Here is a 20,873-nt window from a genome sequence, read left to right on the forward strand (position 1 = left end):
GACATAACCTTTCGTACATTTTTTCTTAACGTTTACTCCTCAGAGCTGATCCTTATGTATATTCCTTGCCCTAAGGGGGGAAAGAAAGGATAATAAAGAAAGGACTTGATTTTTACCTAGAGAGTAAGGTGATGACATGAACAAAGGCCAACGCCATATTAAGATCAGGGAGATCATTACGAACTTAGAAATCGAAACGCAGGATGATTTGGTTGATACGCTTAGGCATGATGGCTACAATGTCACCCAGGCGACGGTTTCGCGGGACATCAAGGAGCTCCATCTTGTAAAAGTACCAATGACGGATGGACGTTACAAGTACAGTCTGCCAGCGGATCAGCGTTTTAACCCTCAACAGAAGCTAAAACGCATTCTTACCGATAGCTTTATTAGTATTGATCAGGCGGAAAATCTTGTCGTGATGAAGGCGATGCCGGGAAATGCCAATGCCATTGCCGTACTTATCGACAACTTGGACTGGCAGCAGCTAATGGGGACGATATGTGGAGACGATACGATCTTGATTATCTGTCGTACAGAAGCAGACGGGAAGTGGGTTTCAGAGCAGTTTCTTAACATGCTTTAAGGTGGCGATATCATGCTAATGGAGCTCTCCATTAAAAACTTTGCGATTATCGATGCGTTATCCGTTCCTTTTGATAAAGGGTTGACGGTGCTAACAGGAGAAACGGGGGCAGGAAAGTCCATCATCATTGACGCCATTGGCTTGCTTCTTGGCGGTCGTGGCTCGGCAGAATTCGTGCGCTATGGAGAAAAGCGCGCAGAAATTGATGGGCTTTTTTCTGTGGATGACAAGCACCCGGTTCGTGTGAAACTAGAGTCGCTTGGCATTGAGCTTGAAGAAGGGATGCTGATTTTGCGTCGTGAGATTACGCAAGCAGGGAAAAGCATTTGCCGTATTAACGGAAAACTGACCACACTCGGCGTTCTTCGCGAAGTCGGGCAGACGCTCATTGATGTGCACGGGCAGCATGAGCATCAGTCGCTGATGCAGGTGGATGAGCATGTCCGATTACTGGACAGTTTTTCGGGCGCAAAAATGAAGGAAACGCTTGCCGAGTATCAGCGGCTATACAGACAGGCGCAAAAGTTTGAAGCAAAGCGTAAGGAAATGAATCAAAATTCGCAGGAGATGGCCCGGCGGATCGACCTCTATACGTACCAGCTCTCAGAAATTGAAAAGGCAGAGCTTGCGCCAAACGAGGACGAGCAACTTAGTCAAGAGCGCCACAAGCTGGCGAACAGTGAAAAGCTCTTTGAAGCGCTGAACCTTAGTTATGATCATTTGTATGGGGAAGAGCGCGGGCTCGATTTCATTAGCGGGGCGGTCTCACACCTTGAGGAAGCGGTCGCGGTTGATGAAGAGCTGAAGCCACTGTATGAGTCGGTCTCGAGCGGTTACTATTTATTAGAAGAAGCCTCTTTTTCCTTAAGGGAAGCGGTGGATCAAATTGATTTCAATCCAGAGAGGCTTAAAGATATTGAGAACCGTCTTGCGGAAATTGAGGGCTTGAAACGAAAGTATGGCGAAAGTGTTGAGGCTGTTCTTGAGTATGCCGCGAAGATTGAAGAGCAGCTTCACGAAATGGAACACAAAGACGATCGTGTTGCAGAGCTGAAGGACAAGCTCGAAGCGATCTGGAGTGACATCGAGCTCGAAGCCGAAGCGCTGACGGACGTACGGAAACAAACGGCCGCCCAACTGATGGACTCCATTCAAGAGCAGCTGCAGGCACTTTATATGGAGAAAACGCGCTTTCAAGTGGCCATTGAAAACCGTCCTCCGAGCAAACCTCAGCAAGCGCACGCACACGGGTACACGGAATCAGGAAAGGACCGAGTCGAGTTTCTTATTTCGACCAATCAAGGGGAGCCAATGAAGCCACTTGCCAAGATTGCTTCCGGCGGGGAGATCTCACGCATTATGCTTGCGCTTAAATCGATCTTTTCCTTTAAACAAGGCATTACCTCTGTTATTTTTGATGAAGTCGACACAGGCGTAAGCGGCAGGGTCGCTCAAGCAATTGCTGAAAAGATTCAGCAAATCTCGACTGGCTCACAAGTGCTCTGTATCACCCATTTGCCGCAGGTGGCAGCAATGGCCGATCATCATTTGTTTATCGCCAAGCACGAAGGTGCTGACAGGGTCACGACCTCGGTCCAACCGTTAGAAGCGAAGGAGAAAGTGAATGAAATTGCACGTATGCTTTCCGGCGTGGAAATCACGGATTTAACGCGACAGCATGCAACAGAACTCCTTGATATGGCTCGAGAACATAAAGAGGGAATTAGAAAAGCTACCTAAATTGGGTGGCTTTTTCTTTTGGCCCTAGTTATAAATGTGGCCTTTCACGGCAACATTAGTAATACAGCCAGCATGGAGGTGTGGGTTGGGAGTTAGAGGAGTGAAGGAAGTTGAAAAAAGAGGGTGTACGATATGTAATTGGAGCCATGCTGTTCGCGTTTGTGCTAAGCCTAGGCTTTTCACAAACCGTGAAGAATTTTATTCAAATCCCAACCTCGGTAACCGTTTTTGAAGGGGAACAAGAAGCTTTATTTTCAAGTGTTGGTCCGCTCCGCGCACTTGCGACGGTTGCCTCTGAGGATTCGCATGCATTTTCCATTGCTAAAAATAGCAATAGCACTTATCTTAATGCGAACGAAAGAGGCTCGAGTGAAGCCGTGGTGAAAGCAGGGGGACTGCCGCTAAAATCCATTGACGTATCAGTGTTGCCAGAGATTAAGGTGGTTCCAGGTGGACAATCCATCGGTGTCAAACTAAATACAGAAGGGGTCCTTGTTGTAGGTCATCATTTAATTGAGACCATAAATGGACAGCAGTCTCCTGGAGAATCAGCAGGAATTGAAGTCGGTGACATGATCACCAAGATCAACGGAGTGACAATGAGATCCATGAGAGATGTCACGGACCTTGTTCAAGACGCTGGCGAAGAGAAAAAGGAATTGTCGATTGAAGTGAAACGGGACCAAAAGGACATTCAAACGATTCTCAAGCCTCAAAAAGCGAAAGGTGAACATTCGTACCGTCTTGGCCTCTATATCCGCGATTCGGCGGCAGGCGTAGGGACCATGACGTTTTACGAACCGGAATCCAAAAAGTTTGGAGCGCTTGGACATGTGATCTCTGACATGGATACACACAAGCCTATTGTTGTCCATGACGGGGAAGTTATGCGTTCATCGGTGACGTCCATTGAAAAGGGACTGCACGGTGACCCTGGGGAAAAGCTTGCCAGCATTTCCAAAGAACACAACGTGCTCGGGAACATCGAAAAAAACAGCAGGTATGGCATTTTTGGGACGCTAAAGAACGATAAACTGGAAAACCACATTGCTGATGAACCAATGGCTATTAGCATGGCTTCAGAAGTGGAAGAAGGACCAGCGAAAATTCTCACCGTTGTCAATGGGGAAGACGTGGAGGAATTTGAGGTGGAAGTGGTAAGTTCAGTCACCCAAACACAGCCGGCAACAAAAGGCATGGTTATTAAAGTCACTGACCCGAAACTTCTTGAAGCAACAGGAGGAATTGTTCAAGGAATGAGCGGAAGCCCAATTATCCAAAATGATAAACTCATTGGCGCTGTTACGCATGTATTCGTTAATGACCCCACCTCTGGATACGGCGGGCATATAGGCTGGATGCTTGAAGAAGCCGGCATCCATACAGGTCTAAATCAAGCCAAAGCGAGTTAACACTCGTTTTGGTTTATTTGTGTGTAGAAAAGCGAAGGCGGGTCGAACAGAAGCGAGGATTTTGGAAGGCCTGACAAAGAAATCCCGGTCTTGGATTTCGCGTCAGGACTGAAAAATCCCGAGCTTCTACCCGCCGCAGCTGGACAAAGAAAAGCGAAGGCGCCCTGCTCACGAGCGACAAGTTCTGGAGCGACGGCAGGTCAAGTCCGACCTTGACTTGAACTGGCGGCGTGAAGAAACCTCGAGCGAGTGGGCGCCGCAGCTAGACAAAGAAAAGCGAAGGCGGGTCGGTCAGAAGAGATTTGACAAAAAATCCTGATCTTGGATTTCGTGAATCATGGGTGGTGAGCCATAGTATATCGAATTAAGTCGAAAAAGCGAGGATTTGAAAGAATTTCATTTCTTTTTATAAAAAAACAGCAGAAATAAGATTTTTTAAAGGAATGCGGTTCTCTTTGTCGAATCGATAAGATAGACCCATGGTAATTAGAGGAGGAACTTATGAAGAACGTAACTGTTTGTATTGCGGATGATAACCGTGAACTGGTTCATTTACTTAACGAATATGTGAGTGCTCAAGAAGATATGCAGGTGGTTGGGACAGCGGATAATGGAGAAGAGTGCCTGAAAGTAGTAGAGGAAAAACGGCCAGATGTACTGCTGCTTGACATTATCATGCCTCATTTGGATGGCCTTGCTGTGCTTGAACGCTTAAGCGGACAACAGGCGAAACCACAGGTAATCATGCTCACGGCCTTTGGACAGGAGAATGTGACGAAACGTGCCGTTGAATTTGGCGCGGCTTATTATGTGCTTAAACCGTTTGACATGGAGGCGTTAATGGGCAAAATCCGTGAAATTGGGGGCAAGCAACAAACGTCAAAGCAGGGAAGTCTAACATTCGGTGCCATGCCAAAACCGGAAAACCGCCAAATCAATCTTGACGCTAGCATTACGAGCATCATTCATGAAATTGGTGTTCCTGCACATATCAAGGGGTACATGTACTTACGTGAGGCAATCACACTCGTTTATAAGGACATCGAGCTCCTCGGTTCGATAACGAAAGTGCTTTATCCAGACATTGCGAAGAAATTCAACACCACGGCGAGTCGCGTCGAGCGTGCGATTCGTCATGCCATCGAAGTTGCCTGGAGCCGGGGAAACCTTGACTCCATCGCAACGCTGTTTGGCTACACGGTCAGTCAGTCAAAGGCTAAGCCTACAAATTCGGAATTTATTGCGATGGTTGCCGATAAGCTGCGGATTGAGCATAAGGTAAGCTAGAATTGTCTATTGTACACCTCCTCTTAGTGGCTCTATTGCCTCTGTAGGAGGTTTTTTCTCCTCCATTCCTTTTTCGTTATCCATAAAATGCGTAATTTTGCTACAGTCGGTCATACTAGCGGTAGATAAGATAACGAGCAATACGTAAAGGGACGATGGCAATGGAACCGGAAATTGGCGGAACGCTACATGGCGGTACGCGTACAAAAACATTGATCCCCCACCTGCCAGAAGGGGCGATTGTGCTCCTCGATCATCGAGATCTCGATGATCTTTCGTGCACGGCTTTCATTCGTAGAAACGTAAGAGCGGTTGTGAATCGCTCCCTCTCTCTATCTGGGACGTATCGTCATCATCAGGTGGAGCGGTTGCTGACAAGTGGGATAGCGGTTTATGACATTGAGAGCGTTCGGCGACAAGAGCTGCTAAGGAGTGGGGCTGTGGTCGTTATTCGCGGAGAAAGGCTATTTACACAGGATGGCCTTCTTGTAGCGGAGCTCTGCCCCTATAACGAAGCGCTCATTGCCAAACGTCTAGCTCAGGCTGATGAGTGCTACCCACTTCAGCTTGAGCAATTCATGCGTAATTCTCTTTCGCACGCAGAAAAGGACTGTCCCACTTTCATAACTGAAAAGGAATTGCCTGAGGCATTTGCCGCGTGTAAGGGACGCCACGTCCTGCTTGTTGCTCGTGGACCAACATTTGAAAAAGACGTCGGTGCCCTTCGGAAAAAAATAAGACAGTTGAAGGCCTATGTTGTCGCGATCGACGGAGCGGCAGATACGCTGCTCGCCTACAGGATGAAGCCAGATGTGATCGCTGGAGACATGGATTCCGTCAGCGATGAAGCGCTGTTCTGCGGGGCTGAAGTCGTTTGTCATCAGGGTGAGAAGGGAGAAGTTCCAGCTCGGAAACGGATGAATGCTCTGGGACTCACGTATGAGTACATGCAACATGTCGGCACGAGCGAAGACATGGCATTGTCCGGCTGTTATCAGGCGGGGGCGCATCATTTGTATACGGTCGGCTACAGGAGTGGGATGAATGAATTTCTGGAGAAAGACCGGAAAGGGATGGGGTCTAGCTTGCTTGTCGGCATGAAGACGGGGGATAAGGTTACGGATTTAAAAGGCATTCATAAGCTGATTACACGCCCACATCCGCTCGTCACTCTTTGGAAAAAAGCGTTGGCCAAGTGGGGGAAACGAAGATTTGGAAAGGGAGGAGAAGTGCGATATGAGCCAAGTATCGGTCGTTATACCCGCACTTAATGAAGAAGATCGGATCGCCGCGACGATTCACTCTGTACGCACACTGCCGTATGATCTTGAAGTCCTCTGTATCAATGATGGAAGCAGCGATCGTACCGGAGAAGTAGCGGAGCAAGAGGCGGATCGGACATTTCACCTCTCTCAGAACGAGGGAAAAGGATACGCGCTGCAGCATGGATGGAGAGAAACAAAGGGGATGTACATTGTCAGCCTTGATGCAGACCTAGGGGAGTCAGCCGCGGAGGCGGTTCGACTACTGGAACCACTAATGGCAAAAAAAGCTGATATGACCATTTCTAAGTTCCGAAAGAGGCAACAAGGAGGCTACGGGTTTGTTAAAAGACGAACACAGCGGCTCATTTTTAACCAAACCGGGCACTGGCTCGAGGCGCCGCTTTCGGGTCAGCGAGCCTTTCATAGGCACTGGCTGAAATTGCTCTTAAGCACCTCTTATTATCGTTTTAGTGTTGAGGTCGGAATGTCGCTGGATATGCTTAGAGCCGGGGCACAAGTGGTGGAGGTTGAAACGGAGATGGCGCACCGAGAGATGGGGAAATCCGCTTCTGCCTTTCATCATCGCTTCAAGCAGTGGCGGGACATTAAAAGGTATGAGAGGGAGCTTGGGCGATGGTCCTTGTTTTTCTAACACTGCCGCTTATCGCCATTCTTAGCACTTGGGCCTTTCGAGATATGGGATGGTGCCAGACCAACTACCAAGGAAAAATGGTGCCTTATAGCCTTGGAGTATTTGTCTTATACAGTTATGCGGCGCTTTGTGCGTATTTGCCAATGGGTTCGGTGGTGTTTGCTTACGGCGCGCTTGTTTATGTTTGTTTTGTCTGGATCGCTGGATACATTGATGATCGTTTTGGCACACACGACCCCAAAGGCTTGCTTGGGCACATCCATCACGTTCGCCGCTCGCAGCGCTTAACGGCTGGAAGCATCAAAGCGCTTCTCGTTGTGTTCGCGGCTGTTGCGTATACGTTTGGCACGAGGGGCCTGCACGGGAACTGGTGGATGAATGGGCTGGTCGGCCTGATTCTGATTCTTTCGCCACATGTGGCGAATTTATTTGATACAAGACCGCTCCGACTTTGGAAATTGGCGATTGTTGCAATGGCAGGTTTTCTTATGATCGAGCCATTGCCCTCCTTTGCTTTCCTCCTTTACTTAGTAAGTGTCTTCTATATTATGTATGTGCTGGAAGGAGAAAGGAGAGCGATGCTTGGCGATAATGGTGCCCTTTGCATGGGTGCTCTACTGGCCGTGTGGGTGGTTGAACGACAGCCTACAGGCTTCCAGCTGGGTGTCTTTGCCATACTCTCACTTTTAACCCTTCTAGCCGAGCGTCTCTCGTTTTCCGGCGTCATCGAGCGTTTTTCTTTTCTGCGCTGGTTGGACACGCTAGGGATTAGCAAGCGAAACGCATGAGAACAAAGCAAACGCGGTCTACGTTTGCTTTGTTTTATTTTCCCGCCATTTCGGCGCCACTTTTCCACGTTTTCGGTCTCTGTGAAAAATAAATCCTGCCACAAAGGCTAGTCCCACAAGAAAAAAGATCATCCCAAAGGCAAACTGCAGCCCTAGTGTTGGATAAGGGGCGAGTACCTCTTGAAATATCGCATCTCTCATCAGTTTGATGCCGTAGCCTGAGCCGATGATTGGAATGAGTAAAATGATTAAGGCAATCGCTCGTCCCATTTTGTCTTTTACCTCCTGGTCCAGCTGCGGCGGGTAGAAGCTCGGGATTTTTCAGTCCTGGCCTGAAATCCAAAACCAGGATTTCTAGTCCAGGCCTTCCAAAATCCTCGCTTCTGTTCGACCCGCCTCCGCTTTTATCGATCCAGCTGCGGCGCCCACTCGCTCGAGGTTTCTTCACGCCGCCAGTTCAAGGTCGGACTTGATCTGCCGTCGCTCCAGAACTTGTCGCTCGTGAGCAGGGCGCCTGCGCTTTTCTTGATCCAGCTGCGGCGGGTAGAAGCTCGGGATTTTTCAGGCCTGGCCTGAAATCCAAAACCGGGATTTCTAGTCCAGGCCTTCCAAAATCCTCGCTTCTGACCAACCCGCCTGCGCTTTTCTTTTCAACGGGTCGCTATAACCATTGTACCTTAGAGAAGCGAGCGTGTATATGTTCTAAGGGTTGCAAGTTTGCTTCATTTGTATGATACTAACGGTAAGCATAAACTAGGAGCTGTGATTAGGACCTAGTCATAATTTGTATCGGTATAGGGGGAGGAAGAATGAAGCGTGTGGCCCTCATTGGCAGTGGGAACGAAGCGCTTAGTTTGGTCAGGGTGCTAGCAGTAACGAACATTCTAGATGTTGTTTTCGTTATAACTGAAGATCATACGCTACAAGAGGAAGTTGCTTCGCTCGCGATTCCATGGGGGACAGAGGAGGATCCACCCTCCTTTCCGGCTGTTGAAGGCGTGATTCAAGTGGGGGAGGAGCCCTTTTCACATGCCGAATGGTCTCAGGCTATTTGGTTCGACGCGAGGGAGGCGTGGGCCTATATTACTGAGCATCTTGCTTCCTCTTCCGGCGTTTTTAATGAAACAGCGCTTCATGCGATCCATGATGGCATTATCACGGTTGACGCCTTTGCAAGAGTGGTCTTTGCTAATGAGGCAGCGGGAATCATGGCGGACTTTGACCCAAAGCAAAGCTACGGGCTGAAAATTAATGACTTGCTGCAGGCAAGCGGATTGCCGCGTGTGATTCAAACTAAAGAGGCTGAGTACAACCAAATGCAGACGTTTGCGAACGGAACAACGATTGTCACAACCCGAGTTCCTCTTTTTATGAAAGGAATATGCGTAGGGGCGATTGCCATTTTCAAGGATGTGACCGAGGCGACACGTCTTGCGGAAGAAGTGACGGACTTGAAGAGCATTCAAACGATGCTTGAGGCAATTATCAACTCTTCCAATGATGCAATTTCCGTTGTTGATGAGCATGGCGTTGGCCTAATGATTAACCCTGCCTACACAAAAATGACGGGCCTGCCGCCAGAGCGGGTGATCGGACAACCAGCGACCGCGGATATTTCCGAGGGCGAGAGTATTCATATGAAAGTCCTCGAGACGAAGAAGCCCGTCCGTGGAGCAAGGCTCAAGTTAGGAGCGCAGGCCCGGGACGTGATTGTTAATGTAGCCCCGGTCATCGTGGATGGTCAGCTTAAAGGAAGCGTCGGGGTTATTCATGATGTTTCCGAGCTTAGCTTGCTTTCCAAGCAGCTAAAGGAAGCTAAGCTACGGATTCAGACCCTTGAGACAAAATATTCCTTTGAGGAAATTGTCGGTGACTCAAAAAGGATGAGGGAAGCGATCGAGCACGCAAAGATGGCCGCTTCCACTTCTCTGCCCATTCTCCTTCTTGGGGAAACGGGGACGGGCAAAGAGCTGTTTGCCCATGCTATACATAATGAGAGCGAGCGACGTGGAAAGCCGTTTATCCGAGTTAACTGTGCCGCCTTGTCGGAAACGCTGCTTGAGAGTGAGCTGTTTGGCTATGAGCCAGGGGCCTTTTCGGGAGCGAAGCGAGGAGGAAAACGAGGGTTGTTTGAAGAGGCCGACAAAGGGAGTTTGTTTTTAGATGAGCTTGGAGAGCTGTCGCCAGCGATGCAAGCGAAGCTGTTGCGTGTGCTCCAAGAACAGGAAATCGTCAAAGTTGGAGGGGCGAGGGCCATTTCCATCGACGTTCGCTTGATCGCAGCGACCAATGCCAACTTACAAGCGTCCATCGCCCAAAAAACGTTTCGTGAAGATCTGTACTTTAGGGTCAGCAAATTGCCCATTTCCATCCCTCCACTGCGCGAACGGATTAGTGACCTTAAAGCGCTTGTCTATCATCTCTTACAAAAGCTGAACTACGACTACGGCCACAATATTCAAACGGTTTTGCCGCTTGCTCTCGCTCAGTTAGGGGCGTATCATTGGCCTGGGAACGTAAGGGAGCTAGAAAATGTTCTGGCACGAACGATGATCTATATGGATGCTGGTGCCACGGCGATGAACGAAGCCGATATTTTAATGCCGCTCCTGTCCTCAAAAGAAACGAGTGTTTCTGAAAGAAGGGAAGCCGGAGATGAGCGACCAGAGAAACTGAATGAGTATCTTGCCGAAAAAGAAAAAGAGCATCTGGCTTCTGTGCTACAAAAGGCGGGCGGGGTCAAAACGGAGGCGGCCAAGCGGTTAGGCATCTCCGTACGCTCCCTTTATTACAAGTTGGAACGCTATCAGCTTGAATAAAATTGCCTGCAAAATAATGCAGGTGTGCAAAAATGTTCAGGGTGTTGAGGTTGAAAACAAGAGATCCATCAGGACCGAAGCGTTGGCATAGTTGTTGCATGGTATTTCGGGAGTGCCATGGATGGCAAGTCGCGCTCAATTTAAGGAGGATATCAGCATGAATTTGTTTTCTAAAATGGTTGAACGCGATTATGAACAGCTGGTCGTTTGTCAGGACAACGAATCAGGACTTAAAGCGATCATCGCGATTCACGATACAACACTCGGGCCCGCACTTGGCGGAACGCGGATGTGGAACTATGACTCGGAAGAAGCAGCATTTGAAGATGTTCTGCGCCTATCGAGAGGAATGACCTATAAGAATGCGGCCGCTGGTTTGAATTTAGGCGGCGGGAAAGCCGTCATTATCGGTGATGCGCGCAAAGACAAAAATGAAGCGATGTTTCGCGCGTTTGGCCGCTACATCCAAGGGCTGAACGGCCGCTACATTACGGCTGAGGATGTGGGCACAACCGTGGAAGACATGGATACCATTCACGAGGAAACGGACTATGTAACCGGCATTTCACAAGCGTTTGGTGCCTCTGGCAATCCTTCACCGGTAACGGCGTACGGGGTTTATGTAGGCATGAAGGCGGCGGCAAGGGCAGGGCTTGGGTCCGAAGATTTTGCCGGCAAAACCATTGCCGTCCAAGGCGTAGGAAATGTAGCCTATCAACTATGCAACTACTTGCATGAGGACGGAGCTCATCTAATTGTCACCGATATCCATAAGCCTTCGGTGGATCGAGCCGTCGAAGATTTCGGTGCCAAAGCCGTTGAGACGGAGGATATTTACAGCGTCAATGCGGATGTTTTTGCTCCTTGTGCCCTTGGGGGAGTCATTAACGATGATACGCTCGGCAAGCTGAAAGCAAGCGTCATTGCCGGTGCGGCCAATAATCAGTTACAGGACGACGCCCATGGAGAAAAGCTTAAAGAAATGGGTATTGCCTATGCGCCGGATTATGTGATTAATGCCGGTGGCGTGATTAACGTTGCCGATGAGCTAAACGGCTACAACCGGGACCGCGCCTTTAAAAAAGTTGAAGGCATTTACGACAATGTTTGGAGAGTCTTTGAAATCGCGAAGGAGGAGAACATCTCGACCCATGCTGCAGCTGATCGTATGGCCGAGCAGCGCATCGCACAAATGCGCCAATCACGTGGGACCTTCCTGCGAAACGAACATCATATCTTATCACGGAGGTGACCCTTTATGGCTGAAAATTATGACCTCGTGATTGTCGGGGGAGGCACGGGCGGCTATGTAGCTGCGATCCGTGCCGCTCAAAACGGATGGAGGACAGCGATTGTTGAACGTGAGAAGCTCGGTGGCACTTGTCTACATAGAGGCTGTATCCCAAGCAAAGCGCTGCTTCGTAGTGCTGAGGTCTTGCGTACGGCGAATGGGGCGGCGGAGTTTGGCGTGCGAACAGAAGCGGTCTCGCTTGATTTTGAAGCCGTTCAAAAGCGAAAGCAGTCCGTTGTTGATACGCTCTACCAAGGCGTGCAAGGATTAATGAAAAAAGGCAAAATTGACATCTATTACGGCATAGGGCGAATTCTCGGTCCCTCAATTTTTTCGCCAACGCCAGGCACGGTTTCCGTTGAACTACCGGAAGGCGAGAATGAAATGCTGATTGGCTCAAATGTCTTGATTGCGACCGGCTCTTCTCCTCGGCCACTGCCGGGGCTTGCGTTTGACGGTACGCATGTTCTCAGTTCGGACAATGCCTTAAGTCTTGAAGCGCTTCCATCCTCGATCATTATAATCGGTGGCGGAGTCATTGGCATTGAATGGACATCGATGCTTGTTGATTTCGGTGTTTCTGTGACCGTTGTGGAATACGGGGAGCGAATTTTGCCAAACGAAGATGAAGATATTTCCGCGGAAATGATGAGGCAGCTAGAGAAACGAGGCGTTACGTTTCATCTTAATGCCCGCTTTGACTCGGAGTCCGTGAACAAGCAAGAGAACGGGGTAACGGCTCTTGCTGAAGTGAACGGAGAACCGCTCTCACTTGAAGCCGAGAAACTGCTTGTCTCGGTTGGACGTGTCGCCAACATTGAGGGGATGGGCCTTGAAAACACCGACATTGTGGTAAAGAATGGCTGTATTGCCGTGAATGAATGGTACCAGACGAAAGAATCGCATATTTACGCAATTGGCGACTGTATTGGCGGGATGCAGCTGGCGCATGTCGCCTCTCATGAAGGGCTGCTCGCTGTCGCTCATATGACAAGAGATTTCCATGAACCTCTCGATTATGCAACGGTTCCTTCCTGCATCTATAGCTTCCCGGAGTCCTCAAGCGTTGGTTTTACCGAGGCGCAGGCCAAGGAAGCAGGTCATTCTGTTAAAGTTGGCAAATTTCCATTTCAAGCGATTGGGAAAGCGCTCGTTCAAGGGGAAGCGGAGGGGTTTGTTAAATTGATCGCCGACAGCGACAATGATGATTTGCTGGGTGTTCACATCATTGGGGCACACGCCACGGACTTGATTTCTGAAGCGGCGCTTGCCAAAGTTGTGGATGCGGCCCACTTTGAAATCGCCGAGACAATTCATCCCCATCCAACGTTATCCGAGATTATCGGCGAGGCAGCGCTTGCTGTGGATCGCCGTGCGATTCATATGTGAGGAGGCAAAGCAATGAGTGAAACGAGACATGAAGCGATGGGCTTAACGAATGATGACGTCCGCGAAATGTATAAGATTATGCTTCTGGCCAGGAGAATCGATGAGCGGATGTGGCTTTTAAACCGTTCTGGAAAAATTCCTTTTGTGATCTCTTGTCAGGGTCAGGAAGCAGCACAGGTAGGCGCGTCCTTTGCCTTGAATCGTGACGAAGACTACGCGCTTCCTTATTACAGAGACATCGGCGTCGTGCTAGCGTTTGGTATGACCGCTCGAGACTTAATGCTTTCTGGCTTTGCGAAGGCGGAGGACCCAAACTCCGGGGGCAGGCAAATGCCGGGCCATTTTGGACAGCGCAAAAACCGCATCGTCACAGGTTCTTCCCCGGTGACAACGCAAGTGCCACATGCCGTAGGGATTGCACTCGCCGGTCGCTTAGAGAAGAAGAAGTTTGTCACCTTAACGACCTTTGGTGAAGGCTCTTCCAACCAAGGCGACTTTCACGAAGGCGCCAACTTTGCTGGTGTACACAAGCTTCCCGTCATCTTTCTTTGTGAAAATAATAAGTACGCGATCAGCGTTCCGATCGAGAAGCAGCTTGCCTGCGAACAGGTTTCTGACCGAGCGGTTGGCTACGGAATGCCGGGCGTCACCGTCGACGGCAACGATCCACTCGCTGTCTATGAAGCTGTCAAAACGGCGGCCGATCGCGCTCGCAGGGGAGAAGGACCATCGCTGATCGAGACTGTTTCGTACCGCCTAACCCCTCATTCCAGCGATGACGATGACCGGGCCTACCGTTCGCGCGAGGAAGTACAGGAGGCAAAAGAAAAAGATCCGCTTCACACCTTTGCCCGCTATGTGATGGAGAACAGGATATGCGATGAAGACGCAATGAAGGGCATGGAATCTGAAGTGGCCACCATCGTTAATGAAGCAACCGAATACGCGGAAAAAGCCGCCTACGCCGAGGCCAAGAGCGTCTACAACTATGTGTACGAACAGGGGGGAGCGAAATGGCTGTAATTTCATACATTGAAGCGATAACTTCAGCCCTCCATGAGGAAATGGAACGTGACGGACGCGTCTTCGTTCTAGGGGAGGATGTCGGCAAGCGTGGAGGTGTCTTTCGGGCTACTGCTGGGCTTTACGAGGCTTTCGGGGAGGAGCGCGTGATCGATACGCCTCTTGCGGAATCCGCTATCGCTGGCGTCGGGATTGGTGCAGCGATGTATGGCATGCGTCCGGTCGCTGAAATGCAGTTTGCCGATTTTATCATGCCTGCCGTCAACCAAATTGTGTCGGAGGCAGCGAAAATTCGCTACCGCTCCAACAATGACTGGACCTGTCCCATCACGATTCGTGCCCCTTATGGAGGCGGCGTCCATGGCGCACTCTACCATTCACAAAGTGTGGAATCGATGTTTGCCAACACGCCCGGTTTAAAAATTGTCATGCCTTCCACCCCTTATGACACCAAAGGGCTCTTAAAGGAGGCGATTCGTTCTGAGGACCCGGTGTTGTTTTTTGAACATAAGCGTGCCTACCGCCTCATTAAAGGTGAAGTGCCTGAAGAGGATTATACGCTCCCCATTGGCACGGCTGATGTTAAAAGAGAGGGCGAGGATGTCACCGTCATCACGTACGGGCTCTGCGTTCACTTTGCGTTGCAGGCAGCAGAGAGACTTGAAAAAGAAGGCATTTCCACCCATATCCTAGACTTGAGAACGGTCTATCCACTCGATCAGGAAGCCATCAAGGAAGCGGCTAGCCGCACGGGCAAGGTGGTGCTTGTTACAGAAGACACGAAAGAAGGCAGTGTTATGAGCGAGGTTTCCGCCATCATTGCGGAGCACTGTTTGTTTGATCTCGATGCACCCATCGAGCGCCTTGCTGGACCGGATTTGCCGCCAATGCCGTATGCCCCGCCACTTGAAAAAGAATTTATGATCAATCCGGATAAAGTCGAGGCGGCGATTCGCTCCCTCGCTGAATTTTAGAAGAAGGGAGGGTCCGTAATGCCAACAAAGATGACGATGCCACAGCTGGGAGAAAGCGTGACGGAAGGGACGATCTCTAAATGGCTTGTGAACCCTGGAGACAAGGTGAATAAATACGATCCGATTGCTGAGGTGCTGACTGATAAGGTAAGCGCCGAAATCCCTTCTTCCTACACAGGGACCATTGAAGCGCTTCTCGTTCAAGAAGATGACACGGTCGCTGTTGGGACGGAAATCTGTGCGATCGAAACCGGTGAAGGAGGAGAGACCGCAGAGACCGCTACCCCTATGAAGGAAGAACCGATTCGCTCCTCTGAAAAGAGTGTGAGTTCGGAGAAAAGCCCAGCGCCTGCCGCTCAGAAACCGCAGGCAGGCACCTCGCAGAAAACGCGCTATTCGCCGGCCGTCATGCGCCTGGCCGGAGAACATAACATCGATCTTAACGAGGTTAGCGGGAGCGGACGCGGCGGACGCATTACCCGCAAGGACCTTGAAGCGATCATCGCTGAAGGGGGGCAGACAACGCCATCCCCGGCTCTTGCCGAGCGGGAGATTCCATCCGCTTCTGCCTCCCCTCAAGAGGAATCGGCGAGCATGCCTTCCTTAACGACAGCAGAAGGCGATGTAGAAATCCCACTAAGCGGTGTGCGTAAAGCGATTGCTTCCAATATGGTCAAAAGCAAGCGAGAAGCGCCTCACGCCTGGACCATGGTGGAGGTCGATGTCACGAACCTCGTCAAGTTACGTCAAAGCAAGAAGGAAGCTTTTAAACAAACGGAAGGCTACAATCTGACCTTCCTGCCGTTTTTCATTAAAGCGACAGTGGAAGCACTGAAAGAGTACCCACAGCTCAACTCTCAGTGGGCGGGCGATACGATCATTCAAAAGCGAGACATCAACATTTCCATCGCCGTAGCGACCGACGAGGCGTTGTTTGTCCCTGTGATTAAACAGGCCGATGAGAAAACCGTGAAGGGCCTGGCTCGTGAAATCCACGACCTGGCTGGAAAGGTGCGTAGCGGCAAGCTTGGCGGCTCGGACATGCAGGGGGGAACGTTCACGGTGAACAATACGGGTTCCTTTGGCTCTGTGTTGTCACAGCCAATTATCAATTACCCCCAAGCGGCCATCATGTCCGTGGAATCAATCGTCAAGCGGCCGGTTGTGATGGACACCGAGGCCGGAGAAGTGATTGCTGTTCGACATATGGCCAATCTCTGCCTTTCTCTCGATCATCGTGTGCTCGACGGGCTCGTCTGCGGTCGCTTCCTTGCTTCCGTAAAAGCAAAATTGGAAGCGATGGGTGAAGAGACCTCGATATATTGAGCGTAAAGCAAAAGAGAAGTGCGGTAGGGAGATAGGGTTCTTCCTACTGCTGTTTTTATTGGATATGTATCGCCCCCCAACAATTCATTTGAAACACCATCCCCCCACCCCTAGTTGACCGCACCCCCTTTGTTTCGGTACACTTAATGTGATTTTCAGAGAAAAAAGGAGTAACGTCTATGCCAGCTCACGTTATACATATTTCCGGGCTCGACCTATCTTATAAACATTCGCTCTCCCATCTTGTTTCCTTATTTTACGAAGGGACAAAGGTCCTCTTTGATGAAGATGAACGCGATGGCGATCCGGACTTGACCATCAATGTTGTCATTGCTGAGAATGAAACGGTTACCGTTACTCTTAAGGGAAAAGAGGGGCAAGTAGAGAAGCGAACGGGGGCTACCCGAGATCAAGCATCTATGACAGCAGCGATCCGTCGAAAACCCGCAAGCGCACCGTCCGTTTGCTGTTGCTGAAGCTCATCTCCGCGCACACTAACATTACCCAGCCGTGGGGGGTGCTTACCGGCATCCGTCCGACCAAACTCATGCACCAAATGAAAAGAGCAGGCTTATCAAAGGAAGAGATCGCCGAAGAGCTGCACACGGTTTATGCCGTCTCACGCGAGAAAATCGCGTTGCTTGAGCGAATTGTTGAGCGTCAGCTTTCCGTCATCCCGGATTTATACCAGCTTGATCAAGGGGTAAGCATTTATATCGGCATCCCATTCTGCCCGACGAAGTGCGCCTATTGCACATTTCCTGCCTATGCGATCAATGAAAAGGATGGCTCGGTGGAACGTTTTCTGGACGGGCTTCATTACGAAATGGAAGAGACGGGAAAATGGCTCAAGGACCACAACATCCCGGTGACGACCGTCTATTACGGGGGAGGGACGCCGACAAGCATCACCGCTGATCAAATGGACGCTCTGTACGCTCATATGATCGACGTTTTCCCGAATGTGAACTCTTTGCGTGAGTTAACCGTCGAAGCTGGACGACCAGACACGATCACTCTAGATAAGCTCAAAGTATTGAAAAAATACAAGATTGACCGCATCAGCATCAATCCACAGTCGTTTACGGATGAAACGCTGCAAGCGATTGGGCGCCACCATTCCGTTGAGGAAACGGTTGAGAAGTTCAAGCTTGCCAAAGCCTACGGGCTCGGGAATATTAATATGGACCTCATCATTGGTCTTCCGAATGAGGGCGTCGCTGAAATGGAGAACACATTAAAGGAAACGAAAAAGCTAGGGCCAGAGTCACTAACTGTACACACGCTGTCCTTTAAACGTGCTTCGGACATGACGAAAAACAAGGAAAAATACAAAGTCGCCGGACGCGAAGAAATTGGTCAGATGATGAAGATGACAAGTGGGTGGATGGAAGAGCACAACTATGCGCCGTACTATCTCTATCGGCAGAAAAACATTCTTGGCAATTTGGAAAACGTCGGCTATGCGTTGCCTGCCCGCGAGAGCCTTTACAATATCATTATTATGGAAGAATGTCAGACGATTATTGGTCTTGGCTGCGGCGCATCAAGTAAGTTCGTTGAGTCCGGCACCGGTGTAATTACACGCCATGCCAATCCGAAAAATCCGCGTGCCTATAATGAGCGTTACAAAGAGTACACCCACGATAAGATTAAGCGGTTGGAAGCACTGTTTCAAGCCAGTCCGCTTGTCAAACAATAGCGGGCGCATTACACTATTGGTAGAGCAAATCAAAGGAGGACAAAGCATATGGCGGAATTTAACATGTTCATAAATGACGTTGTCGATGGGGCACGTCGCGATATGGTTGAAGCAGGATATACACAGCTAGAGTCGATGGAAGACGTGGAGCAGACTCTAGGAGAGAAAGGAACGACTCTCGTTATGGTGAACTCGGTATGTGGATGTGCGGGAGGCATTGCTCGCCCGGCAGCAGCGTACATGCGCAACTATGAAACAAAGCCCAATCGTTTTGTGACCGTGTTTGCTGGTCAGGATAAAGAAGCCACTGCACGAGCGCGGGAATACTTCGAAGGTTACGGTCCTTCCTCACCCTCCTTTGCGCTTCTCAAAGACGGCGAGATTCAAATGATGATTGAGCGTCACGAAATTGAAGGACACGAACCCATCCAGGTCGTGCAGAAGCTCGAGCAGGCGTTTGACACATACTGCAAATAAAACCAAGGGTGTGCATCTGATGCATGCCCTTTCTTTAAATCAACGGAGTAGCAGGAGCTGTTTCCCACTGTTCTAACGCTGGCGTTGATCATGGAGAGAAAAAGGGGAAACCTTCAATCTCCATTCATCTGTCATAATCGCATCAGCCTAGCCATAGCACTCACTGCGCCTGTGTGCTATAATAACGGCGACGTTTAAAAAGGGGTGTCTAACTATGCAAGCGCAATACGATAAAATTCAAACCTACTTAAACATGGATGAAGAAATCTCGTTTAAAGAATTTCAAGCATTCTATAAAGAGGTGATTGACGAGCTAAGTACGATTCACCAAGGCATGGATGAACCAGAGTTATGGAAAGCGCTTTTTGTTGTCGAGAATTTGATTTCCAACGCTGAAGGACGCCAAAAGGAAACCAAGGGTGCAGAAGCGAAGAAGTACGCAAAAATGGCTCAACGCCTGCAGTTGTATGCGAAGAATTTCGGGGTGCGCCTCGGTGAAGCTGGCTACACGGAAGAAGACATCAATGAGCGTTTCCAGCAGATGTTTGCCGAGGGCGAGCAGACGAACAAAGAAGCATAAGTCAGGCAGAGGGAGAAAAATGGTTGACAGCTCCCTCTTAATCCGGTATATTTATACCTGTCGTAAAACACATAGGCGCCTATGGTGAAATGGGATATCACACGAGATTCCGGTTCTCGCGTTGTGGGTTCAAATCCTGCTAGGCGCGTCATACGTAGCGAGCTTGTCGAGCAAGTCTTCAGGACGATCGGCAAGTTTTTTTGTGTCTTGATGCAGGGAAACAGGGGAGAGAAGAGCGAGCGCTCTTCTCTCCCCTGTTTTGTCTAGCTTCGGCGGGTAAAAGCTCAAGATTTTTCGCCCTGACAACGAAATCCAAACTCGGGATTTCTTTTGTCAGGTCTCCAAAATTCTCGCTTTTGACCAACCCGCCTGCGCTTTTCTTAAAGCAAGCCGACCATTTTCAAGCCGTGCTCAATGCCATCGTCATTAACATGCTTGGTCACATAGTTTGCTTTCTCTTTCACCACGTCAGGCGCGTTCCCCATCGCCACCCCGTGCTTGGCAAACGCAAGCATCTCCATATCGTTTAATTGATCACCAAAAGCATAGACCTGATCCTTGGAAACGCCTGCCTTCTCGATAAACTGCTGAATACCGTTCGCTTTTGAACCATCATGTGGCAGAATATCTGTGGAAAGCGGGTGCCAGCGCACGAAGCGTAACTTGGTGAACTGACGGCGGTACTCCTGCTCCTCATCTTCTGTACAGAAAAGCAAGCATTGACACAGTTCCTGGTACTTATAGAAGTCAGGGTCGTGGCCCGGCAAGTCTATCTTGAGTGTCTCGATGCTTTCTTGAATATGCGGATGATCTTTTGCGTTCGCTTGAAACCCGTCTTCGCTCATAAAGACAAGCGGATGCTCCTGTTTGGAGGCGAAGCTCTCCAAGCGATCAAGCTCTTCTGCATCTAACGAATTCCGGTAAATCGTCTCGCCCTTGTAGACAACGAGCTGTCCATTAAAGCATACGTACGACTCAATCTGTAGCTCCTCAAGCAAATCCTTAAAAAAATACGGCGCTCGCCCAGTAGCAATTGCTACTTCGTGCCCCGCTTTTTTAAGCGACTTGACAGCACGTTTCGTGGACAGCGGCAATTCTTTGTCTTCGTTTAACAACGTTCCATCAATATCAAAAAATACCATTGCGCGTTTCAAGCTCTCACCACTCACTTTTTGATTTTTTTCTCTCTTGATTCAACCAAACTTTATCCTAGATAGAGGAGAGTGTCAACGAAATCTAAATGAAGTGCTTGAGACGTTTGAAAAAGGGGTATACAAAAAGTATAACGATCAAGGAGGATGAAAAATGGCATCTTATCAAGTCATTTTCAGTTTTATTGACGGAACGAGAGAGGACATAACGTATACAGAGGACCCACGCAGTCGAATTAACGACTGGCTTGAGAGACAACAAGGCTCGTGGATTCGTATTAGCGAGAGCAGGATCAATCTCGATACGGTCAAAAGAATCGAGGTCGTTGAAGTTGATGAATCGACGGATCAATAAATTGCGGTAGTATGTGAGGTGAACGATTAAGCGGAACTTAAGTCGCGCAGGCAACT

The 20,873-nt window shown here is 49.5% G+C and carries 21 protein-coding genes and 1 tRNA gene; 19 read left to right on the forward strand and 3 right to left on the reverse strand.

The genetic code is table 11. The features are described from left to right. The first annotated feature begins 136 nt into the window (after nucleotides 1-136). The 7 genes from ahrC (at nucleotide 137) to AVZ68_RS12510 (ending at nucleotide 7,730) form a co-directional block, all read left to right on the forward strand. On the forward strand, nucleotides 137-586 hold the full coding sequence (gene ahrC / locus AVZ68_RS12480; RefSeq protein ID WP_059104899.1) for a transcriptional regulator AhrC/ArgR: 450 nt from the start codon (nucleotides 137-139) through the stop codon (nucleotides 584-586). A 12-nt stretch (nucleotides 587-598) separates the two neighbouring features. Further along, nucleotides 599-2,326: a DNA repair protein RecN gene (gene recN, locus AVZ68_RS12485; protein WP_059104900.1), complete on the forward strand. Its 1,728-nt coding sequence runs from the start codon at nucleotides 599-601 to the stop codon at nucleotides 2,324-2,326. Nucleotides 2,327-2,436: 110 nt separating this feature from the next. After that, on the forward strand, nucleotides 2,437-3,738 hold the full coding sequence (gene spoIVB / locus AVZ68_RS12490; protein ID WP_059104901.1) for a SpoIVB peptidase: 1,302 nt from the start codon (nucleotides 2,437-2,439) through the stop codon (nucleotides 3,736-3,738). Between the two features lie 501 nt (nucleotides 3,739-4,239). After that, nucleotides 4,240-5,025: a sporulation transcription factor Spo0A gene (spo0A, locus tag AVZ68_RS12495; protein ID WP_059104902.1), complete on the forward strand. Its 786-nt coding sequence runs from the start codon at nucleotides 4,240-4,242 to the stop codon at nucleotides 5,023-5,025. A gap of 161 nt (nucleotides 5,026-5,186) precedes the next feature. Further along, nucleotides 5,187-6,296 (forward strand): putative cytokinetic ring protein SteA, encoded by a 1,110-nt coding sequence (steA, locus tag AVZ68_RS12500; RefSeq protein ID WP_059104903.1) that lies wholly within the window; start codon nucleotides 5,187-5,189, stop codon nucleotides 6,294-6,296. Next, complete coding sequence (locus tag AVZ68_RS12505) at nucleotides 6,262-6,942, forward strand: glycosyltransferase family 2 protein (RefSeq protein WP_059104904.1); 681 nt, start codon at nucleotides 6,262-6,264, stop codon at nucleotides 6,940-6,942. Before steA ends, AVZ68_RS12505 begins: the two co-directional genes overlap by 35 nt. Beyond that, nucleotides 6,924-7,730, forward strand: a complete 807-nt coding sequence (locus tag AVZ68_RS12510) for a hypothetical protein (protein ID WP_059104905.1) — start codon at nucleotides 6,924-6,926, stop codon at nucleotides 7,728-7,730. The genes AVZ68_RS12505 and AVZ68_RS12510 overlap by 19 nt, the downstream gene beginning before the upstream one ends. 18 nt (nucleotides 7,731-7,748) lie before the next feature. On the opposite strand, the gene AVZ68_RS12515 is transcribed toward AVZ68_RS12510, so the two are convergent. Next, nucleotides 7,749-8,000 carry a DUF2627 domain-containing protein gene (locus tag AVZ68_RS12515; RefSeq protein ID WP_059104906.1) on the reverse strand — a complete coding sequence of 84 codons (252 nt, stop codon included), beginning with the start codon at nucleotides 7,998-8,000 and terminating at the stop codon, nucleotides 7,749-7,751. Nucleotides 8,001-8,539: 539 nt separating this feature from the next. On the opposite strand from AVZ68_RS12515, the gene AVZ68_RS12520 reads away from it, so the two are divergent. From AVZ68_RS12520 to AVZ68_RS12570, 11 genes are all read left to right on the forward strand, one after another. Next, complete coding sequence (locus AVZ68_RS12520) at nucleotides 8,540-10,549, forward strand: sigma-54 interaction domain-containing protein (RefSeq protein ID WP_059104907.1); 2,010 nt, start codon at nucleotides 8,540-8,542, stop codon at nucleotides 10,547-10,549. A 157-nt stretch (nucleotides 10,550-10,706) separates the two neighbouring features. Next, on the forward strand, nucleotides 10,707-11,801 hold the full coding sequence (locus AVZ68_RS12525) for a Glu/Leu/Phe/Val family dehydrogenase (RefSeq protein WP_059104908.1): 1,095 nt from the start codon (nucleotides 10,707-10,709) through the stop codon (nucleotides 11,799-11,801). 6 nt (nucleotides 11,802-11,807) lie between these two features. Then, complete coding sequence (gene lpdA, locus AVZ68_RS12530; protein ID WP_059104909.1) at nucleotides 11,808-13,229, forward strand: dihydrolipoyl dehydrogenase; 1,422 nt, start codon at nucleotides 11,808-11,810, stop codon at nucleotides 13,227-13,229. 12 nt (nucleotides 13,230-13,241) lie between these two features. Continuing rightward, a complete protein-coding gene (locus AVZ68_RS12535) occupies nucleotides 13,242-14,252 on the forward strand; it encodes a thiamine pyrophosphate-dependent dehydrogenase E1 component subunit alpha (RefSeq protein WP_059104910.1) in 1,011 nt (336 codons plus the stop codon). Continuing rightward, on the forward strand, nucleotides 14,243-15,226 hold the full coding sequence (locus AVZ68_RS12540; RefSeq protein WP_059104911.1) for an alpha-ketoacid dehydrogenase subunit beta: 984 nt from the start codon (nucleotides 14,243-14,245) through the stop codon (nucleotides 15,224-15,226). Before AVZ68_RS12535 ends, AVZ68_RS12540 begins: the two co-directional genes overlap by 10 nt. Nucleotides 15,227-15,244: 18 nt before the next feature. Then, on the forward strand, nucleotides 15,245-16,552 hold the full coding sequence (locus tag AVZ68_RS12545) for a dihydrolipoamide acetyltransferase family protein (RefSeq protein WP_059104912.1): 1,308 nt from the start codon (nucleotides 15,245-15,247) through the stop codon (nucleotides 16,550-16,552). A gap of 179 nt (nucleotides 16,553-16,731) precedes the next feature. Continuing rightward, nucleotides 16,732-17,028, forward strand: coding sequence for a hypothetical protein (locus AVZ68_RS12550; RefSeq protein ID WP_059104913.1), 297 nt, complete (start codon nucleotides 16,732-16,734; stop codon nucleotides 17,026-17,028). Beyond that, nucleotides 17,022-18,254 (forward strand): coproporphyrinogen III oxidase, encoded by a 1,233-nt coding sequence (locus tag AVZ68_RS12555; protein WP_437182694.1) that lies wholly within the window; start codon nucleotides 17,022-17,024, stop codon nucleotides 18,252-18,254. The genes AVZ68_RS12550 and AVZ68_RS12555 overlap by 7 nt, the downstream gene beginning before the upstream one ends. Nucleotides 18,255-18,302: 48 nt before the next feature. Beyond that, entirely contained in the window at nucleotides 18,303-18,731 is a 429-nt protein-coding gene (locus AVZ68_RS12560) for a BrxA/BrxB family bacilliredoxin (protein WP_059104914.1), read from the forward strand. Nucleotides 18,732-18,945: 214 nt separating this feature from the next. Continuing rightward, nucleotides 18,946-19,311 (forward strand): hypothetical protein, encoded by a 366-nt coding sequence (locus tag AVZ68_RS12565; protein WP_059104915.1) that lies wholly within the window; start codon nucleotides 18,946-18,948, stop codon nucleotides 19,309-19,311. Between the two features lie 75 nt (nucleotides 19,312-19,386). Further along, nucleotides 19,387-19,459: transfer RNA gene (locus AVZ68_RS12570), tRNA-Arg, on the forward strand. Here the strand turns inward: AVZ68_RS12570 and AVZ68_RS20280 are convergent. Next, complete coding sequence (locus tag AVZ68_RS20280) at nucleotides 19,441-19,599, reverse strand: hypothetical protein (protein ID WP_157404653.1); 159 nt, start codon at nucleotides 19,597-19,599, stop codon at nucleotides 19,441-19,443. The two genes, AVZ68_RS12570 and AVZ68_RS20280, sit on opposite strands and share 19 nt — an antisense overlap. A gap of 92 nt (nucleotides 19,600-19,691) precedes the next feature. Next, complete coding sequence (locus AVZ68_RS12575; RefSeq protein WP_059105011.1) at nucleotides 19,692-20,465, reverse strand: Cof-type HAD-IIB family hydrolase; 774 nt, start codon at nucleotides 20,463-20,465, stop codon at nucleotides 19,692-19,694. Nucleotides 20,466-20,616: 151 nt separating this feature from the next. Between AVZ68_RS12575 and AVZ68_RS12580 the strand changes: the two genes are divergently transcribed. Continuing rightward, the gene (locus tag AVZ68_RS12580) at nucleotides 20,617-20,817 is read left to right on the forward strand and encodes a hypothetical protein (RefSeq protein ID WP_059104916.1); all 201 of its coding nucleotides are present in this window, start codon (nucleotides 20,617-20,619) and stop codon (nucleotides 20,815-20,817) included. Nucleotides 20,818-20,873: the final 56 nt, after the last annotated feature.

Source organism: Shouchella shacheensis (assembly GCF_001484965.1).
In the GTDB taxonomy this organism is placed as follows: domain Bacteria; phylum Bacillota; class Bacilli; order Bacillales; family Bacillaceae_D; genus Shouchella; species Shouchella shacheensis.

Coding starts and splice junctions, on each gene's coding strand:
- steA (WP_059104903.1), top strand. CDS start 5,187: ATGGAACCGGAAATTGGCGGAACGCTACATGGCGGTACGCGTACAAAA.
- ahrC (WP_059104899.1), top strand. CDS start 137: ATGAACAAAGGCCAACGCCATATTAAGATCAGGGAGATCATTACGAAC.
- AVZ68_RS12510 (WP_059104905.1), top strand. CDS start 6,924: ATGGTCCTTGTTTTTCTAACACTGCCGCTTATCGCCATTCTTAGCACT.
- AVZ68_RS12535 (WP_059104910.1), top strand. CDS start 13,242: ATGAGTGAAACGAGACATGAAGCGATGGGCTTAACGAATGATGACGTC.
- AVZ68_RS12525 (WP_059104908.1), top strand. CDS start 10,707: ATGAATTTGTTTTCTAAAATGGTTGAACGCGATTATGAACAGCTGGTC.
- lpdA (WP_059104909.1), top strand. CDS start 11,808: ATGGCTGAAAATTATGACCTCGTGATTGTCGGGGGAGGCACGGGCGGC.
- AVZ68_RS12515 (WP_059104906.1), bottom strand. CDS start 8,000: ATGGGACGAGCGATTGCCTTAATCATTTTACTCATTCCAATCATCGGC.
- AVZ68_RS12545 (WP_059104912.1), top strand. CDS start 15,245: ATGCCAACAAAGATGACGATGCCACAGCTGGGAGAAAGCGTGACGGAA.
- AVZ68_RS12540 (WP_059104911.1), top strand. CDS start 14,243: ATGGCTGTAATTTCATACATTGAAGCGATAACTTCAGCCCTCCATGAG.
- AVZ68_RS12560 (WP_059104914.1), top strand. CDS start 18,303: ATGGCGGAATTTAACATGTTCATAAATGACGTTGTCGATGGGGCACGT.
- AVZ68_RS12580 (WP_059104916.1), top strand. CDS start 20,617: ATGGCATCTTATCAAGTCATTTTCAGTTTTATTGACGGAACGAGAGAG.
- spo0A (WP_059104902.1), top strand. CDS start 4,240: ATGAAGAACGTAACTGTTTGTATTGCGGATGATAACCGTGAACTGGTT.
- AVZ68_RS12550 (WP_059104913.1), top strand. CDS start 16,732: ATGCCAGCTCACGTTATACATATTTCCGGGCTCGACCTATCTTATAAA.
- AVZ68_RS12565 (WP_059104915.1), top strand. CDS start 18,946: ATGCAAGCGCAATACGATAAAATTCAAACCTACTTAAACATGGATGAA.
- AVZ68_RS12505 (WP_059104904.1), top strand. CDS start 6,262: ATGAGCCAAGTATCGGTCGTTATACCCGCACTTAATGAAGAAGATCGG.
- recN (WP_059104900.1), top strand. CDS start 599: ATGCTAATGGAGCTCTCCATTAAAAACTTTGCGATTATCGATGCGTTA.
- AVZ68_RS12520 (WP_059104907.1), top strand. CDS start 8,540: ATGAAGCGTGTGGCCCTCATTGGCAGTGGGAACGAAGCGCTTAGTTTG.